The 18,433-nt window shown below is 39.5% G+C and carries 22 protein-coding genes; all 22 read right to left on the reverse strand.

Annotated features, from left to right (window positions below; translation table 11 throughout):
- Positions 1-22 precede the first annotated feature (22 nt).
- The 22 genes from whiA to ACFX4W_RS17400 all read right to left on the reverse strand — a co-directional run bounded on the left by whiA (position 23) and on the right by ACFX4W_RS17400 (position 18,360).
- Positions 23-967, reverse strand: a complete 945-nt coding sequence (whiA, locus tag ACFX4W_RS17295) for a DNA-binding protein WhiA (RefSeq protein WP_013085390.1) — start codon at positions 965-967, stop codon at positions 23-25.
- Positions 968-1,000: 33 nt separating this feature from the next.
- Positions 1,001-1,987 carry a gluconeogenesis factor YvcK family protein gene (locus tag ACFX4W_RS17300; protein ID WP_097824888.1) on the reverse strand — a complete coding sequence of 329 codons (987 nt, stop codon included), beginning with the start codon at positions 1,985-1,987 and terminating at the stop codon, positions 1,001-1,003.
- Positions 1,984-2,877 (reverse strand): RNase adapter RapZ, encoded by an 894-nt coding sequence (gene rapZ / locus ACFX4W_RS17305; protein WP_013059711.1) that lies wholly within the window; start codon positions 2,875-2,877, stop codon positions 1,984-1,986. Before rapZ ends, ACFX4W_RS17300 begins: the two co-directional genes overlap by 4 nt.
- A 41-nt stretch (positions 2,878-2,918) precedes the next feature.
- Entirely contained in the window at positions 2,919-3,377 is a 459-nt protein-coding gene (locus ACFX4W_RS17310; protein WP_013059712.1) for an 8-oxo-dGTP diphosphatase, read from the reverse strand.
- Between the two features lie 303 nt (positions 3,378-3,680).
- Positions 3,681-4,634: a thioredoxin-disulfide reductase gene (gene trxB, locus ACFX4W_RS17315; RefSeq protein ID WP_013059713.1), complete on the reverse strand. Its 954-nt coding sequence runs from the start codon at positions 4,632-4,634 to the stop codon at positions 3,681-3,683.
- Positions 4,635-4,745: 111 nt separating this feature from the next.
- The gene (locus ACFX4W_RS17320; RefSeq protein ID WP_043977338.1) at positions 4,746-6,248 is read right to left on the reverse strand and encodes a tetratricopeptide repeat protein; all 1,503 of its coding nucleotides are present in this window, start codon (positions 6,246-6,248) and stop codon (positions 4,746-4,748) included.
- Positions 6,249-6,429: 181 nt separating this feature from the next.
- Positions 6,430-7,053 carry a bifunctional phosphoribosyl-AMP cyclohydrolase/phosphoribosyl-ATP diphosphatase HisIE gene (gene hisIE, locus ACFX4W_RS17325; protein ID WP_154990606.1) on the reverse strand — a complete coding sequence of 208 codons (624 nt, stop codon included), beginning with the start codon at positions 7,051-7,053 and terminating at the stop codon, positions 6,430-6,432.
- Positions 7,050-7,808, reverse strand: coding sequence for an imidazole glycerol phosphate synthase subunit HisF (hisF, locus tag ACFX4W_RS17330; RefSeq protein WP_377559837.1), 759 nt, complete (start codon positions 7,806-7,808; stop codon positions 7,050-7,052). The genes hisIE and hisF overlap by 4 nt, the downstream gene beginning before the upstream one ends.
- A complete protein-coding gene (gene hisA / locus ACFX4W_RS17335) occupies positions 7,808-8,542 on the reverse strand; it encodes a 1-(5-phosphoribosyl)-5-[(5-phosphoribosylamino)methylideneamino]imidazole-4-carboxamide isomerase (RefSeq protein ID WP_013085396.1) in 735 nt (244 codons plus the stop codon). The genes hisF and hisA overlap by 1 nt, the downstream gene beginning before the upstream one ends.
- Positions 8,529-9,176, reverse strand: a complete 648-nt coding sequence (gene hisH, locus ACFX4W_RS17340; RefSeq protein WP_162215083.1) for an imidazole glycerol phosphate synthase subunit HisH — start codon at positions 9,174-9,176, stop codon at positions 8,529-8,531. The genes hisA and hisH overlap by 14 nt, the downstream gene beginning before the upstream one ends.
- Positions 9,177-9,761 carry an imidazoleglycerol-phosphate dehydratase HisB gene (gene hisB / locus ACFX4W_RS17345; protein ID WP_043977358.1) on the reverse strand — a complete coding sequence of 195 codons (585 nt, stop codon included), beginning with the start codon at positions 9,759-9,761 and terminating at the stop codon, positions 9,177-9,179.
- Between the two features lie 75 nt (positions 9,762-9,836).
- Complete coding sequence (hisD, locus tag ACFX4W_RS17350) at positions 9,837-11,105, reverse strand: histidinol dehydrogenase (RefSeq protein ID WP_013085399.1); 1,269 nt, start codon at positions 11,103-11,105, stop codon at positions 9,837-9,839.
- A 15-nt stretch (positions 11,106-11,120) separates the two neighbouring features.
- Complete coding sequence (gene hisG / locus ACFX4W_RS17355; protein WP_013059721.1) at positions 11,121-11,753, reverse strand: ATP phosphoribosyltransferase; 633 nt, start codon at positions 11,751-11,753, stop codon at positions 11,121-11,123.
- Positions 11,753-12,934, reverse strand: coding sequence for an ATP phosphoribosyltransferase regulatory subunit (locus ACFX4W_RS17360; RefSeq protein ID WP_043977360.1), 1,182 nt, complete (start codon positions 12,932-12,934; stop codon positions 11,753-11,755). The genes hisG and ACFX4W_RS17360 overlap by 1 nt, the downstream gene beginning before the upstream one ends.
- 175 nt (positions 12,935-13,109) lie before the next feature.
- On the reverse strand, positions 13,110-13,637 hold the full coding sequence (locus ACFX4W_RS17365) for an acyltransferase (RefSeq protein WP_043977362.1): 528 nt from the start codon (positions 13,635-13,637) through the stop codon (positions 13,110-13,112).
- The gene (gene ppaX / locus ACFX4W_RS17370; RefSeq protein WP_043977364.1) at positions 13,634-14,281 is read right to left on the reverse strand and encodes a pyrophosphatase PpaX; all 648 of its coding nucleotides are present in this window, start codon (positions 14,279-14,281) and stop codon (positions 13,634-13,636) included. Before ppaX ends, ACFX4W_RS17365 begins: the two co-directional genes overlap by 4 nt.
- 60 nt (positions 14,282-14,341) lie before the next feature.
- On the reverse strand, positions 14,342-15,175 hold the full coding sequence (gene lgt / locus ACFX4W_RS17375; protein WP_013085403.1) for a prolipoprotein diacylglyceryl transferase: 834 nt from the start codon (positions 15,173-15,175) through the stop codon (positions 14,342-14,344).
- Between the two features lie 16 nt (positions 15,176-15,191).
- Positions 15,192-16,127, reverse strand: a complete 936-nt coding sequence (gene hprK, locus ACFX4W_RS17380; protein WP_013085404.1) for an HPr(Ser) kinase/phosphatase — start codon at positions 16,125-16,127, stop codon at positions 15,192-15,194.
- 187 nt (positions 16,128-16,314) lie between these two features.
- A complete protein-coding gene (locus tag ACFX4W_RS17385; RefSeq protein WP_013059727.1) occupies positions 16,315-16,680 on the reverse strand; it encodes a phage holin family protein in 366 nt (121 codons plus the stop codon).
- Positions 16,681-16,682: 2 nt separating this feature from the next.
- On the reverse strand, positions 16,683-16,877 hold the full coding sequence (locus ACFX4W_RS17390) for a PspC domain-containing protein (RefSeq protein ID WP_013059728.1): 195 nt from the start codon (positions 16,875-16,877) through the stop codon (positions 16,683-16,685).
- 41 nt (positions 16,878-16,918) lie between these two features.
- Entirely contained in the window at positions 16,919-18,010 is a 1,092-nt protein-coding gene (locus ACFX4W_RS17395; RefSeq protein ID WP_043977367.1) for a DUF4097 family beta strand repeat-containing protein, read from the reverse strand.
- 38 nt (positions 18,011-18,048) lie between these two features.
- Positions 18,049-18,360, reverse strand: coding sequence for a hypothetical protein (locus ACFX4W_RS17400; RefSeq protein ID WP_013059730.1), 312 nt, complete (start codon positions 18,358-18,360; stop codon positions 18,049-18,051).
- Between the last annotated feature and the right edge of the window lie 73 nt (positions 18,361-18,433).

An 18,433-nucleotide genomic window follows, 5' to 3' on the forward strand; every position in this document is an offset into this window, starting at 1 on the left:
ATCCTCCCCCTTGCAATTCCCCTTATGTGACTGGCTGACCGGCGCGAAGCTTGTCTGCTATTTGGTCAATTTTACGCAACCGATGGTTAATGCCCGATTTGCTAATTTGACCTCCCGATACCATCTCACCCAGCTCCTTTAACGTAACGTCTTGGTATTCCACACGTAAACGAGCAATTTCTCTTAGCTTTTCTGGTAAGATATCTAAGCCAGCTGTTTCATCAATATAACGAATGTTTTCCACTTGACGAATAGCCGCTCCGATCGTTTTATTTAAGTTAGCTGTTTCACAATTAACTAAGCGATTAACGGAATTTCGCATATCTCGGACGATTCTTACATCCTCAAACCGTAACAGAGCGTTATGGGCTCCAATGATATTTAGAAACTCCGTAATTTTTTCAGCTTCTTTCAAATAGTTAATATAGCCTTTTTTCCGTTCTAATGTTTTACTATTCAATTGAAACTCGTTCATTAAATTGCATAAAGCTTCGTTGTGCTCTTCATACAATGAAAAGATTTCAAGATGGTACGATGATGTCTCTGGGTTATTAATAGAACCGCCCGCTAAAAATGCGCCTCTTAAGTAGGATCGCTTACAGCATTTTTTTTGTACTAGCTCTGGTGAAATACGATGTGTAAACGTGAATCCTTCTTCTACAATTTTTAAGTCTTCCAAAAGCATTCTCGTTTTCTCTACTAATCGAACAATATACACATTGTTTTTTTTCAACCGCATTTTCTTACGCACAAGCAGTTCTACTGACACATCATAATTTTTCTTAAGCAGGACATAAATGCGCCGAGCAATCGCTGCGTTTTCTGTTTGAACATCAACCGTAAATTTTTTATTCGAAAAAGAAAGTGAACCATTCATTCGAATTAATGCAGAAAGCTCTGCTTTTGCACAGCAATCTTTGACTTCTAAATTCGTTAACTCTTTTTTTGTTTCTGATGCAAATGACATAACTTCACCTCCAATCTACATACGGAAATAGTGTTAAACACCCGTATTCGCTTTACCTTGCAGCGATGTCAGCATAGAATACACAAGCTTTGCTACTTTTTTTGTATCATGCCTAATTACGCTGCCGTCATACTGAATAATTTGATCTTCAATCACTTCTAACCCTAATTTTAGCAATACTTCACGATCATATTCTACAGGCTGAGCCTGCTCTACTTGATATTTCTTTTTCAAAGGCGCTGGAATAGGCGCATTATTGACGATAATCGCATCTAAAAATGCACAAGGCATATGATTGTAAAGCGCTTTAATATGATCACTTGCCTTAAAACCCAATGTCTCACCCGGCTGCGTCATCACGTTGCATACGTACACTTTCTTTGCTTTTGTCGAACAAAGCTCGTTACAAATATCCCGCACCAGTAAATTCGGCAAAATACTTGTATAAAGACTTCCGGGCCCCAACACAATTAAATCAGCGCGTCGAATCGCTTTTATTGTCTCGACAAGCGGCTTCACATCGGCGGGCGATAAAAATACTTTATTAATTTTTTTATTAACTTCTGGAATTTTAGATTCACCTGTTACGATGGATCCATCTTGCATCTCCGCATGCAGCACAACACTTTGATTAGCTGCTGGAAGTACTTTCCCTCTGACGTTTAGTACTTTGCTCATTTCTCGTATAGCATGCACAAAATCGCCAGTAATAGACGTCATAGCTGCAAGCAACAAATTGCCAAGAGAATGGCCTGTAAGCTCATTTCCTGTATCAAATCGATGCTGAAAAAGCTCTTCAACTAGTGGCTCTACATCTGATAAAGCAACTAGCACATTTCGAATATCACCAGGAGCAGGGATTTCAAGTTCATCGCGCAATCGGCCAGAACTTCCCCCGTCGTCTGCTACGGTTACGATGGCTGTAAGATCAAGAGGGTATTCCTTCAACCCTCTTAACAGCACTGGTAAACCCGTTCCTCCCCCAATGACGACAACTTTTGGAAGCTGTTCACTGCTCATCTATGATTTTCCTTTCTCCTCTCAATGTCACGATGAGAAATATGAGTTTTGTATTCATTCTGGAAATGGTGACCTAAATATTCAGCTAATGTGACGGAGCGATGCTGTCCGCCTGTGCATCCTATAGCAATGACCAGCTGGCTTTTACCTTCTCGCTTGTACTGTGGAAGCATAAACGAAAGTAAGTCTACTACTTTTTCAATGAACTTTTGAGTTTCCGTCCATTTTAATACGTAAGAAGAAACCTCTTCTTCAAGCCCTGTTTTAGGGCGCATATGGTCAATGTAGTGAGGGTTTGGCAAAAAGCGCACATCAAAGACTAAATCAGCGTCAATAGGTACACCATATTTAAAACCAAACGACATCACATTAACAGTAAAAACCTGTGAAGCGTGCGACGAAAACTGAGTTAAAATCTTTTCTCTAAGCTCTCTTGGTTTTAACTCTGACGTCTCATAAATAAGCTGAGCTCTTCCCTTTAACTCCTCAAGAAGCTCACGTTCCATACCAATTCCTTCTAAAGGTAAACCCGAAGGAGCTAGCGGATGTGAACGTCTCGTTTCTTTATAGCGCGTCACCAATACAGAATCTTTTGCATCTAAAAATAAAATTTGTGGCGTGACCCACGTTGTTTCACTCATGTTATCTAATGCTTCAAACAGGCTTTCAAAAAACTCTCTGCCTCGCAAGTCCATAACAAGAGCAACTTTATTCATTTTATTCCCTGACTCTTTCATGAGTTCTAAAAATTTCGGTAGCAATGTAGGGGGTAAATTATCTACACAAAAGAACCCTAAATCTTCAAAACTCTGAATTGCTACTGTTTTTCCTGCACCTGACATTCCAGTAATAATCACCAATTGAATATCGCTTACAGACCCAGTACTCATTTTCCATCCCCCTCAATCTATGCATACATGTCTATTTATCATTAACAAGGATCAATTCGATAAGATAATAACTCGAAATCCGTTGTATACGTAAAGTTGCCATAAATAACACCCGACCCTTTTGCTACATAATCGATAATGTGATGATCTCCCGGTGCCATCGGCAATTCACTTACTTCACTCAAATTATGCCAACCGAGTTTGCCTTCTTCTGATTCTAGCACATTTGTCCCATCAAAATCTGTAGCAAAAAAAGTAAACATCATCCATTCAGATGAAATTTGATCGTTTTCTTTCATCGTAAAAGTAAAGATACCTTTTACAGTGGGATTTTTCAAATAAATTCCCGTTTCTTCACGAAATTCTCTTACAACAGAGTCTTTTACAGATTCTCCTTGCTCCATTTTCCCACCCGGGGCCACCCACCAGTTTCTTCGTGGCTTTTGAAGCAACAATACTTTATCATCTTTCATTAATACACAATTTGTGACCCTTTGCATGTTTTCCACCTCATCATATGTATACTGACATTTTCTTTTATTATACTACGAAACAAACTTCTCTCACAACGGAGATGAACTAACTATTACTAAATTTTCTGAAAATAATCCATTGCTGTTATATACGTAAATTCAATCTGTTATAGTCACAAAAAAGAGGCATAGGAACACGTCCTATGCCCGACATACATATATTTTATAAAAGGGGGTCAATTACTATCTATATAGTACCCCATCAATGTTTCACAGGTGTTACAGAACAGTTAAAACCGAATTACGTTTTGTAAAAGATTGATTTCAGCCTTATTGCTGAATAGCTTTTAACTTTTCTTTTAACTCTTCTACATAGTGCTGAGCCGCTTGAGCAGCAATGCTGCCATCGCCTGTAGCTGTTACAATTTGACGAAGAGCCTTTTCACGAACGTCTCCAGCTGCGAACACACCTGGTACTTTTGTTTCCATTTGCTCGTTCGTTTCAATATATCCTTCTTTATTCGTGATGTTTAGGCTTTCGAATGGTTTTGTTAGTGGAACCATTCCAACATAAATGAATACGCCGTCCGCACCAAACTCGCGCTCTTCACCTGTTTTTGTATCTACCAACGTTACGCTTCCTACTTTACCGTCTTTTTCATTTACTTCTTTGACCGTTGTATTCCAAATAAAGTCAACTTTTTCGTTATCAAATGCACGCTGCTGTAGGATTTTCTGCGCGCGAAGCTCATCGCGTCGGTGAATAATTGTTACTTTTGTTGCGAAGCGTGTTAAATATACGCCTTCTTCAACCGCAGAGTCTCCACCGCCTACAACAACTAGCTCTTTACCTTTAAAGAATGCACCGTCACATACAGCACAATAAGATACGCCGCGGCCGCCTAGTTCTTTTTCTCCTGGCGCGCCTAATTTTTTATATTCAGCACCCGTAGCAACGATTACTGAACGTGTTTTATATTCTTTGCTGCCTGCACGAACTGTCTTGTATTCTTCTCCGTCGATGATTTCTTTAATATCACCGTACGCATATTCCGCACCGAATTTTTTTGCATGCTCAAACATTTTGTTAGAAAGGTCAGGACCAAGGATATGATCATAACCTGGATAGTTTTCTACATCTTCCGTATTAGCCATTTGACCGCCTGGAATTCCGCGTTCAATCATTAGTGTTGATAAATCTGCACGAGATGTATATACAGCAGCAGTCATACCTGCTGGACCTGCCCCAATAATAATGACATCATAAATTTTTTCTTCTGTCATTGCTTTACACTCCTTTTAGGAAATTCCTTCGTAGTTGATTCCAAATTTATGGATAATTATTTCGTTACCACTATCCTAATATGTTCTTCCTATTACCGTCTATTTTTTTGCTCAATTTAATAACGTATTCACAATTTTACTGTACTTTCTCACTGTTGCAGCGGAAATGGAATATTGTTTTGCCGCATCGGCTTGAGTAATAGACTGGTTTTGTTCTTTCGCCCATATATATGTGACGGCTGCGGCCCATGCATTTACGTTCACATGCTGAAAATCATAGGATTGTTTATATACCTGTACATATACATAAAACCAAAAGCTTAAAAGATCCTGGGTATCACTTTCATTCTGCGATTCCATCTCCAGTTCAATAACATCTGCCACCTCAAAAATCACATGTTGTTTATCCTGCCATACATACGTATATACTTCATCCAAAAGTGTACTCATATGTATGGACGACTTGATTTCTTCTAAAAGGAGCAGACGCTGCTGTTCAGGAAGCTTCTTCGCCATATACAAGCTGTAAAGCTGATCGTGAACATTTTTTGTTGCACACTTCTTTTTCGCTGTAACATCCACTTTCGATTGAAAAACCTTCGCAGCTTTTTGACTGATGCGCCAAGGCTCCTCTCCTTCTTTATCGGGAACGTCTTCCAATGCCAGCTTCCACATTTCTTTAGCGAACGCTTCACGTCCGGTATAGTAAGAGGCATATGAGAGCCAATAATGAAATGAGTTGTCTCCTTGAAATCCTTGTGTATAAAGCTTTTTTAACCATCTGTATGATAGTTTGTATTGACCAATCAATGCAAATGTTGCTCCAAGCTTATAGCGGTGTTCAAATGACATTGGATAAACGCGGCTAAGCCCGTCTGTAAGCTCCTCAACTTCTTTATGCTTATGGCAATAATAATAGAAAATCAGCTGATTGCATAACGCATGAAGATTTCCAGGGTTTTTCTCCAATACTTCATTCAGCAAATCCATTGCCTCATCAATTTTATTTAAATAAAAATAAGCTAACGCTAAATTATTATATGCAGACCAGAATTCTGGATACTCATCAATTATTTCAGTTAACAAATCCACTGCTTCTTCAAAATTCGTTGCTTCAAGCAGTCGTTTTGCTTGTTCTTGTTTTATAATCAGCATGTCGCCTAGCTGATTTTTAGGTTCTTCATCTTCTTCATCCACATCAATTGATAGTAAATCTAACAGATCTGTAGCCGATCGAAAGAGGTCACCATTTGGAAAATGCTCAATGTAATACATCGCGTATTTTTTTGATTCTTCAAACAGTCCAAGATGCGCATAGCTGTTGGCTATATAGTAGTAACAGCTTCCTAATGTATCGTCCATATGATGAATCACATGGAGAAAAAGCTCGTTGGCATCTTGATAATCTCCCTGCTCCGTTAAAGCTACTCCAACGTTTGTAAGAAGCTGTGGATTACGGGCATTTTCTTTGTTTGCACGCGTTAAATACTTGAGCGCTTTATCCGACTCCTCTTCTTCAAACGCCTGCAGCGCTTTTTCGAAATAGAAGTCACCCGTTTGCGAAAATGGAATTACTTGTGCCATTTTTTGAATTACTTTTGAGTGTTTTTCCATTAAGCCCTCCAAATAAGTTGATAATTTCGACGTTCGTAGTATATCACATTTGCCAAGAAGTTTAATACCTCTATTCAAAAAAGGAGCCTGTAAACAGTCGTTTCTGGACACAAATAAGAGAAGGTTTTGCCTCTTTTATCTAAAATGAGACAACTCCTTCTCTCCTTTCACTATGTAGCTATTAGCTAGAGTGACGCTCTTTTAATACTGATAGGACATCGTCTAAAGGCAGCTTTTGCTCACGAAGTAAAACAAGTACGTGGTACAATAAATCTGCAACTTCCCACTTCAGCTCATCATGGTCACGATTTTTTGCTGCAATAATCACTTCACCAGCTTCTTCTCCTACTTTTTTGAGGATTTTATCTACGCCTTTATCGAATAAGTACGTCGTATAAGCTCCTTCTGGCATTTCAGCTTCACGCTTAGCGATTACTTCTTCTAGCTCATTAATAATAGCAAACCGATTATTATTTTGTTTATTTTCACCAAGAATTGTTTCATTAAAGCAGCTGTAAGCGCCCGTATGACAAGCAGGACCTTGAGGCTCCACTTTTACAACAAGAGAATCAGCATCACAGTCATATGCCATGCTCACAATTTTTTGTGTGTTTCCAGAGGTTGCACCCTTGTGCCACAACTCTTGTCGAGAACGGCTGTAAAACCATGTTTCACGTGTATCAATTGATTTTTGAAGTGATTCTTCGTTCATATAAGCCAATGTTAAAACTTCTTTGCTCACAGCATCTTGTACAATAGCTGGCACAAGTCCATCACTGTTGAATTTAATGTTTTCAATCGTCATCGAATGCTCACTCCTTGTTGTTTTGCATAGCTTTTAATTTCTTTTACAGATGTTTCTTTATAGTGAAAGATCGAAGCCGCCAAAGCCGCGTCAGCTTCCCCTTTTTCAAACGCATCGACAAAATCTTGACCATTTCCTGCGCCGCCAGAAGCAATAACAGGAACGCTCACCGCTTGGCTGACTGCTTTGGTTAATGCTAAATCAAACCCTGATTTTTCACCGTCTTTATCCATACTCGTTAACAAGATCTCACCCGCACCGCGCTTCACTGCTTCTCTGGCCCAGTGGATTACTTCCCAGTCCGTTGCGTTGCGGCCTCCGTGTGTGTAGACTCGCCATGATTGTAAGCTTTCATCGTACTTAGCATCGATGGCTACCACAATACACTGAGCTCCAAAAAAGTCGGACCCTTCTGTAATCAGTGTTGGATTGAGTACGGCCGCTGTATTTAATGACACTTTGTCTGCACCAGCACGAAGCATTCTTTTCATATCTTCTAATGCATTAATTCCTCCGCCCACCGTAAAAGGAATCGCTAGCTGAGATGCTACTTCTTCTACAACATGTACCATCGTTTTGCGTCCTTCATGAGAAGCAGAAATGTCTAAAAAGACTAATTCGTCTGCGCCTTCTTCATCGTAAAATTTCGCCAATTCTACAGGATCTCCTGCATCTCGAAGTTCCACAAACTGAACTCCTTTTACCACACGGCCGTCCTTTACATCTAAACAAGGAATGATTCGTTTTGTAATCATTACGCTTTCACCTCTTGAAGTGCTTCAGCTACTGTAAACTTATTTGTATAAAGTGCTTTCCCTACGATGGCACCAATAACACCGTCAGCTTCATATTTCTTTAGTGCATCTAGATCAGCAAGTTTACTAACTCCCCCTGATGCAATCACACCTTTTCCAGTAGCCTTAGCCATTTCAACAATTCCTTCCACATTAGGACCAGACAGCATACCATCAGTAGAAATATCCGTGAAAATAAATGTTTCCGCACCAGCATTAGCCAATTCTTTTCCTAGTTCTGTCGCTTTGATTGTAGATGTTTCCACCCAGCCTTCCGTCGCAACATAGCCATCACGTGCATCAATACCAATAGCAATACGCGCACCATATTCCTTCAGCATTTTTTTCACAAATTCAGGATTAGAAATAGCTGCACTTCCTAAAATAACACGGTCAATTCCGTTTTCTAAATAGTAAGCAACGTCAGCTTCTGAGCGAATGCCTCCTCCAATTTGCACACGTACATCTAATTTCTTTTTCACGCCTAGCACAAATTCATCATTCACGCGCTTGGCCGCTTTTGCGCCGTCTAAATCAACCATGTGAATCCACTGAGCGCCTTCACTTGCGAATTGTGTGGCCATATCTACCGGAGAATCTCCGTACACCGTTTCTTTTGAGTAATCTCCTTGAAGCAAACGGACGCACTTTCCTCCGCGCATATCAATGGCTGGATATATTTCAAATTTGCTCATACGATGGGCTCCTTTTCTCTACGAAGTTTGCATAATTTTGCAGCATTTGCATTCCGATTGCACTGCTTTTTTCAGGGTGGAATTGAGTGCCAAATACGTGTGCTTTTCCAACAACTGCTGGAACTTCGACATCATAAGGACTTGTTGCTAAAAGCACGTCTTGATCATTTGTTTTTACGTAATAAGAGTGAACAAAGTACACATGACCTTCACTGATTCCATCAAGCAGAGCAGACTGCTGATGAAAATCTAAAGAGTTCCAGCCCATATGGGGAACTTTATATGTCTGTCCTTCGGCAGTAATGCCGGGAATACGCTCGACTCTCCCTTTTAACAGTTCCAGCCCTTTTGTTACGCCGTTCTCATCGCTTTCTTCAAATAAAAGCTGCATACCTAAACAAATTCCAAGCAAAGGCATTCCTTTTGCTACTTCTTCTTTAATAAAGTCCGTCAGCTTTGTTTGATTCAGCTGTTCCATCGCATCTTTGAATGCTCCAACTCCAGGAAGAATCAGCCCTTTTGCCTTTCTTAGTTCTGCAGGATCTGCCGAGATAATATAATCATAGTTTAATCGTTCAAGAGCTTTACTTACGCTGTATAAGTTGCCCATCCCATAGTCGACAATTCCAATCATTTACAACATCCCTTTCGTCGAAGGCACACCTTTGACACGCGGATCAATCGTTGTCGCTTCGTCCAAAGCACGTGCTAAAGCCTTAAACACCGCTTCAATAATGTGGTGCGTATTTTTACCGTAGTGTACAATTACATGTACATTCATGCGAGATTCTAATGCAAATTTCCATAAAAATTCATACACAAGCTCTGTATCAAATGTACCGACGCGCGGCGCGGGAATATCACCTTTAAATTCAAAATGAGGACGATTGCTTAAATCTACTACCACTTGAGCCAACGCGTCATCCATTGGTACGAAAGCATTTCCATAGCGCTTAATTCCTTTTTTATCACCGAGCGCTTCTTTGAACGTTTGACCAAGGCAAATACCGATATCTTCCGTTGTATGGTGATCATCAATCTCCGTGTCTCCATCTGCTTTTACATCAAGGTTAAACTGTCCGTGTTTTGTAAATAAATCGAGCATATGATTTAAAAAAGGAACGCCTGTATCAATGCTCGCTTTTCCTTCTCCATCGATTCCAATCGCTAATGCAATATCCGTTTCGTTTGTTGTACGTTTAATACTTGACTCTCTCATTGTGAAACTCCTTTCAACTGTGCATGTAATAAGTAAAGAAAAGAACATTTCTACTCTTTTCTTTTAATCTCCACCTTATTTTTTAAAGCGTTCTTCAACCGCCCTTGCATGAGCTTCTAGCCCTTCTAAACGAGCAAATGCTGCGATTTTCGAGACATTTTTCTGCAGAGCTTGTTGGCTGTATGAAATGATACTAGACTTTTTCACAAATGAATCAACTGATAAAGGACTTGAGAATTTTGCTGTCCCATTTGTTGGAAGAACATGGTTTGGTCCCGCGAAATAATCGCCAACAGGTTCTGAGCTGTATCTTCCTAGAAAAATAGCACCGGCATGACGAATGGAACCTAAAAGTTCAAGCGGACTTTCAGTCATAATTTCTAAATGCTCAGGAGCTAATTGATTAACAGCTTCAATCGCTTCTTCTAATGACCCGGTCACATAAATAGCGCCATGGTTATCAATAGAAGGTTTTGCAATTTCTTTACGAGGTAAAGATTCCACTTGTCTTTCCACTTCTTCTTTAACAGCTTCGGCTAATTTCATAGAAGGTGTAACTAAAATACTTGAAGCTAATTTGTCATGTTCTGCTTGAGACAATAAATCAGCGGCCACTTCGTTCGGCTTAGCCGTATCGTCTGCTAGTACGACAATTTCACTAGGTCCAGCAATTGAGTCAATGTCTACTAAGCCATATACTTCCCTTTTCGCTAATGCAACAAAGATATTACCTGGCCCTACAATTTTATCGACGGATTGAATTGTTTCTGTTCCATAGGCAAGTGCCCCTACTGCCTGAGCTCCCCCTACTTTATAAATCTCTTTGACCCCAAGCTCACTCGCTGCTACCACTACTCCAGCAGGAAGCGCGCCGTCTTTTCCTGGAGGTGAAACCATCACGATACGTTTTACACCTGCCACTTGAGCAGGAATGACATTCATTAAAACGGAAGAAGGATAAGCCGCAAGGCCTCCCGGTACATAAACACCTACTGCATCTAAAGGCGTTACTTTCTGCCCTAAAATGGTTCCATCTTCTTTTGTTGTCATCCAAGACTGCTCGACCATTCTTTCGTGGTAATCACGAATGTTGTCAGCAGCTTCACGAATGATTGACAGCATATCTGCATCAACCAGCTCATAAGCACGCTTCTTTTCTTGTTCTGTCACAAGCAAAGAAGAAAGCTCAACGCCGTCAAATTGGGCTGTATACCTTTTTAAAGCTTCGTCTTTTTGCTCTTGCACCTGCTTTAAAATATTTACGACAATTTCTCTTTGAGCACTCGTTCCTTGATCAATCGTACGTTTTAAGCTCACTTGTTCTGTTACACGTGTAATTTTCAATGTATGTCACCTCTTTTATACAGGTTGAACCACTTGGGCTAAACGATTCACTAAATCATCAATTCGTTCGTCTTTTAAACGATAGCTCACAGGGTTCACAATCAAACGCGATGTAATATCTTCAATGTGCTCCAATTCAACAAGTCCGTTCTCTTTTAGTGTTTGTCCTGTTGATACAATATCAACGATCCGATCAGCCAGGCCGATTAAAGGCGCTAATTCAATGGAACCATTCAATTTAATAATTTCTACTTGCTCTCCTTGCTCCCTGAAATAAGTAGATGCTACATTTGGATATTTGGTTGCCACTTTTTGAGCAATTTCTGATTTTTTAGCATTAGGCAAACCGGCAACGGCCAGATGACATTTACTAATATTTAAATCCAACAGCTCATAGACATCTCTTTCTTCTTCTAACATTACGTCTTTACCTGCAATACCAAGATCCGCTACCCCGTATTCTACATAAGTAGTAACGTCCATTGGTTTTGCTAAAATAAAGCGCATGTTCTCTTCAGGAATGTCTACAATCAGCTTGCGCGAATCGTCAAATTCTGGCGGCAATTGAAAGTCTGCTTGACGCAAAAGTTCAGCTGCTTCTTCAAAAATACGTCCTTTTGGCATTGCAATTGTTAATAGTTCACTCATTATTGTCCCCCCTTGCCTCGTTTTCCAATTAGAAACGTGACTTCTTCAAACTGTGCAGTAAATACATCAACATCATCAACGCCTGCAATTTCCTGAGTCACTACCCGGTATCCTTGCTTGCGCTGTTCAGCAGCTAAAGCTAATGCCTCATCTAAACGCTCCTGGCTATATAATATGCCGTATACTGCTGAAGGCTCATATACTTCTTCGCCCAGCGCTTCAATTAAGCGGTCGAGCTGAATTCCAAATCCTGTAGCTGGTGTTTTAGACGCAAATTTTTCAAGAAGCTGGTCATAACGTCCTCCATTACCGATATGGAAACCAACGTTTTCAGCAAAGACTTCAAATAAAATACCTGTGTAATAGCTCATATGACTGACTAAGTTAAAATCAATTTTAATTTCATCCGTTACACCGTACGCATCAAGCATATTCCATAGCTTTTTCAAATCACCGGCTGCTTTTTTACCAGCTTCGTTTTCAACTAGTTCAACCGCTTCTTCAATCTTCTTTTCATCTCCGCGCAGGTTAAGCAGCTGAAGGAGACGCTGTTTATCAATAGAAGATAGATTCAAATCTTTTACATGATTACGATAACCCACGTAATTTTTCTCATATAAAAAGCGGCGAAGCACGTTAGCACGTTCTTCATTTCCGACAATTTCTAAAAAAAGCGAATTAACAAACCCGATATGGCCAATTGCCACTTTAAATGATTTAAGTCCCGCTCTTTTTAACGCGCCGATCATGAGAGCAATCACTTCAGCATCGCTGCTCATCGTAGCGTCTCCAATTAGCTCAACGCCTATTTGTTCAAACTCCGCCGGGCGGCCGCCCTCACGCTGCTGAGCTCGGAATACATTTGCTTCATAAGCTAAGCGCAAAGGAGAATTATTTAAAAGTTTTGAAGCGGCCACACGTGCAAATGGCGTTGTTACATCCGGTCGCAGCACAAGCGTATGCCCTTCTTTATCTAAAAGTTTAAACAATTGTTGATCTAAAATAGCTGATGCGCTTCCTACCGTCTCGTAGTATTCCACAGTAGGCGTTGCCATATATTGATAGCCCCAGCTGCTGATTTCATCTGCCAGCTGATTGCGAACTTGTTTTTTTCTTTCAAAAAGAGCTGGCAGGGTATCTCTCATTCCAAGGGGTTTTTCAAACATAAATAACTTTGACATTCCGACACGTCCTTTAAGCTTGATTTTATCTATTATTGATAGGTTGATTTCGCTTTATCACGCTAATGTATTAGCGAAATAACAAATTAAAGTTATTGATAGTTTACACCCGATAAAGTCAGCCGTCAACCGCCAGCTGTTCAAATTTACAAAAAAAACCACAGCTTAGTTCTTGCTAAGTTGTGGCTTTAGGCTCTGCTTCCTTGCGCTTTTCCATTTCTTCTTTTGTATAGATGACACGCATAGGGTTACCTCCAACAAAGAAACCGGGTGCTACATCTTTATGAACCACCGTTCCAGCCGCTACAACCGCTCCGTTGCCGATTGTTACGCCTGGAAGGATGGTGCTATTTGCTCCAATCATCACTTCATCCCCAATGATGACATCTCCAAGACGATATTCCGTTATCAGATATTCATGAGCGAGAATAGTTGTATTGTATCCGATAACCGTATTGCGTCCTACTTGTATTTTTTCAGGAAACATAATATCGAGCATCACCATAAGGGCAAAGGATGTTTGAGGTCCTACTTTCATCCCTAGGCACGCTTTGTACAGCCAGTTTTTCATCAAAAGAAAAGGCGTATAGCGAGCGCATTGAATGATTAGGAAGTTGCGCACTACTTTCCAAAAAGGCACGGTCTTATAGACATGCCAAAGGGAATTAGCTCCTTTAACCGGATAGCGCGTCGTTTTTCTCACTGACGTTCTCCTTTTAATATATCAATTAAATCCGTCATATTCTCTAAAATAATATCAGGATTATAAGAAGCGATATGATCTCTTCCTTTTGCGCTCCAAGCAACTCCAGCTGTTTTCGTATAAGCTCTTTGGCCAGAAACGATGTCATGATGGTTATCTCCCACCATCAGCGTTTCTTCAGGTTTAGCATTAAGCAGCTTCAGTGCTTTTTCTACTGGCTCAGGATGCGGCTTTGCATTTGTTACGTCTTCAATTGCAACAATCGTATCAAAGAACTGGTCTAACTTTGTTAACTTAAGCCCCATCATGACCGTATTTCTTTGCTTTGTTGTGACAATGCCTAATTTATAATTCTGCTCGTGCAGCCATTTAACTGTTTCAAGTACGCCTTCAAATTCTTTAACAAGCAAATCATGATTAGCTAGATTATGCGTGCGATACATCTCAATCATTTCGTTTACTTTCGTTTTATCCATTTCTACAAACGTGTCGTATAAAGGAGGTCCCATAAACTGTAAAATATCTTCACGAGTATATTGTTCAGGATAATAGTGATTAAGCGTATGAGTAAATGAAGCAATAATTAATTCATTTGTATCAATTAACGTACCGTCTAAATCAAACAAAACCGTATTAATCGTCATTATTCATTTCCTTCCCTTGCGTCAAATCAAGTTTGTGTAAATCTTGTAGCTTTTCTTCATTTACGCCTTAGATTGTGCTTCTTCATTCTCTAAGTATTTCTGTTTACTCATGCCCGTCACGCGGCGGACAATAATTAAAATAATGGCTATTACAATCAGTGCGAGTGAAACAACTTGAGCGATTCTGAGTGTATGCGTCAGCATTAAACTATCCGTGCGAAGCCCTTCTACAAAGAAGCGTCCAACTGAGTACCAGATTAAATAAGATAAGAAAATTTCTCCTTTTCGCAGACTGGTGCGGCGAAGTACCATCAACAGGATAAATCCGGCAAAATCCCATAATGATTCGTATAAAAACGTAGGATGATAGTATGTACCGTTAATATACATTTGGTTAATGATAAAATTTGGAAGGTGCAACCCTTCTAAAAAAGCACGGGTAACCGGGCCCCCATGTGCCTCTTGATTCATAAAGTTTCCCCAGCGCCCAATGGCTTGGCCAAGGATTAAACTAGGCGCAGCAATATCAGCCAACTTCCAAAATGAAATTTTTTTTACTTTCGAATACACAATGGCAGTTAATACGCCTCCGATTAAGCCCCCATGAATGGCAATCCCACCTTGCCAAATCTGAGGTATTTCATTTAAATGCTTTGAATAGTATCCCCATTCAAAGGATACATAATAAATTCGTGCACAAATAATAGCTATTGGCACAGCAAATAAGATAAGATCAACAAATGTATCTTTTGATAAGCCTCTTCTTACACTTTCTCTTGTCGCAATATAAAGACCTAATAGAACACCTGCACCGATAATTACGCCGTACCAGTAGACCGTTAGAGGGCCAATTTCAAGGAAAACGCGATCTAACGGCTGAATAGTTGCTTCCACAAGTTAACACCCTTTCTTATAAATCTTCACGATCTCCTTCTTCAATTACATCTGTTAGACGTGCAGAAAATTGTTCTGCTGCGTTAATACCCATACGCTTTAAGCGGAAGTTCATTGCCGCCACTTCAATGATAACAGCTAAGTTTCGTCCCGGACGTACTGGCAATGTAATTTTTGTAACGTCTGTATCAATAATTTTCATTTTATCTTCTTCTAAACCAAGGCGATCATAATGTTTCTGCTGATCCCATGTCTCTAACTGAATAACAAGTGAAATTCGCTTATAGCTTCGTACAGCTCCTGCGCCGAATAGCGTCATCACATTGATGATCCCTAGTCCTCGAATTTCAAGCAAATGCTCGATTAAACCAGGCGCATTTCCTACAAGCGTGTCTTGATCTTCTTGACGGATTTCCACACAGTCATCGGCTACTAGACGATGTCCCCTCTTAACAAGCTCTAGAGCTGTTTCACTTTTACCAACGCCGCTTTTTCCCATGATTAATACACCAATTCCGTATATATCAACTAATACGCCGTGCATGGCAGTAGTAGGTGCTAGCCGGCTTTCAAGAAAATTCGTTAAATGGCTGGAAAGTCGCGTTGTTTTAAAGCTTGAACGCAGCACAGGAACTGATTCACGCTCTGAAGCTTCGATAAGTTCTTTCGGTACATCCATTTCGCGCGAAACAATGATAGCCGGCGTGATATCTGTACACATCTTTTCCATTCGAACTTTTTTTTGTTCATCATCTAATTGTTTAAAAAATGATAGTTCTGTTTTACCTAACAGCTGGATACGTTCTGCTGGGTAATATGTAAAATAACCTGCCATTTCAATACCTGGACGTGAAATATCACTTGTTGAAATAGGGCGGTCGATTCCTTCTTCTCCGCTAATAAGCTCTAATTTAAATTTCTCAATGATGTCTTTTGTACGTACTTTAACCACCGTGCATCCTCCTTTTATGAACAGTCATATACCTGTTCATGTCTACAGTATATCCAACTCTCGCTTTTATGTCGCGTTTGGTTCTAGCCATTTTATTTTATCATTAATACGGAAAGAAAAGAAAAAAAGATGGCATAGGCTGCATCACCTTACCATCTTTTTTAGAAAATTAAATATTGCAAGAAAGTTATCTTCTATTTTGAAGCGGTTCAACAATCACTCGTTGAATAAGCGCATTTAAAAGCGACATAATTACTGAGGCTAAAAGCGCTGTACCAAACCCGTCAATATTAAAAGAATCTCCCATAACACTTTGTGTAATCATCAGCGTAATGGCATTAATGACGAATAAAAACAGCCCAAGCGTAAGAAATGTCACCGGCAGGGTAAGTAAAATTAAAATCGGCTTAACAAACACGTTCAAAATAGATAGAATCAAGCTCGCGATAATAGCTGCACTGACTGATTCCAAGTGGAAAGTGTCGATATAACCTGCAATTACGATTAATACGAGGGCATTGATTAAAATACTAATGATTCCACGCAATAACATTTTTAGAAATCTCCTTCTTCATTTGGAACTAAAAACACAAAAATCATATATAAGATGACCGGAGTACCTACTGTAAAAAATAAACTGATGATAAACAATACGCGGAGTAGTGAAGCATCTATTCCGATATACTGAGAAATACCGCCGATAACACCCGCAAGCTTGCGATTTGTTCGCGAACGATACAACTTTCGCACGTTAATCATCTCCTTTGTTTTTTTACTAAAACAAGCGTTTTCTATTTTATAACAATTGAGCCCGTTTTGGATTCAGCTAACAATTTATAGCCTTTCGGCGAAGCGACATTTGCTTTGAAACGAAGTTGTTTCATCACCGTTTCTTTTTTCTCATCTACTATTTCCATCTCAGGAAGTGTACACGTAAAATTCCCAAAGTTAGATTTCAAATCTCCATCAACGGAGAGATGAGGCGGCGTATAGAGCGTAATGCTTCCTGTAGTCGTTTTGAAAAATGCTTTTTCAATGCGCTCTCCTTTTAAATACGTATCAATATCTCCGTTAAATGTCTGAACATCAATCTTTTTTGTATCTCCATCAAATTTAACCGTTCCATTGATTGTTTCAAGCTCACATTTCGAAGCGAGTATTCGAGAAAGTTCCATGTGCCCGTTTGATGTCTCCATTTCGAGAGAATGGCTGTTCACATCGTAAAAGCGGATGGTACCATTAGCTGTTTTGGCTTTCAGGTCTCGTACGCTTAGTCTTTCCCCATCGATTGAACCATTAAACATACGGAGCTTGACGCGTTCATATTCCATTTCTGGAATATAAATAATCGCTTTCACTTTCATTTGCTTTTGCTGAATTGAAAAGCGCAATTTGCCATTTTCAATGGAAAACGCCGTATGCTGCAAGAAAGTGCGGCGTGCTTCATCCGAATTCTCTACTTTGTAGATAGCAGCTTCACACTCTATTCGTACTTCTGTACTTCCCCAAGGTCGGAGTTGGACGCTTCCATTTGCTAAATCTACGTCAATCTCTTGAATATATGCTTCTGATTGTTGAAAGATGTGCTGAACGTCAATCGAAGGACCAAAGTTAAAATCTAAATCTCCTTCTTTTACTTTTTTTACCGTTTGATCTACAAATGTAAATAATTTTTCCTTTAAAGAGCTTTGAGATGACTTAGAAGCGTACGTTTTTTTCTGTTTTCCTCCTACATAAGGGGATAGCTCAGCTTTATCAGGCGTAGCATAGGAAGAATCATTAGCTGAGTCTTTTTCCAATGAATTCAGCAAAGTTAAAGCCTCATCTACGCTAAGTTTCCCTTCTTCTACCATCTGTAAAATTTGTTTACGCTTTTCACTCATACCTTCCATCTCCTCTTTACGTTTTAGTCATTTAACTTTTATCTGCTTAATATTTGTATCCCTTTTACAATATTCCATACAAACACAACAACATTAACTAAAGAAACAACAACTAAAGCTACAATTAAAAGAATAAATACCGTTCCACTAGAGCCAGTAAGAGCAGGAAGCAAGAAAAATAAGAACAAGATCGCTGTAGCGATAGGTAATAAATGTGACAAAAATGCAGTTTTTGCATGTTTCTTTACTTCTATGTTATGAACAACAAAATAAATAATAATAGGTAATAAAAATGGTGCAAAGAAAACGCTAAAATAATTTAAGGAAGATAGTATGCGATTTCCTTCCATAATAATCAGCTCCTTATATCATGTATTACGGTTTAATGAGTTAAAAAGTTTCATTCTTTATAAAAAAGACACC

Source organism: Priestia sp. YIM B13489 (genome assembly GCF_042787645.1).
GTDB lineage: Bacteria > Bacillota > Bacilli > Bacillales > Bacillaceae_H > Priestia > Priestia megaterium.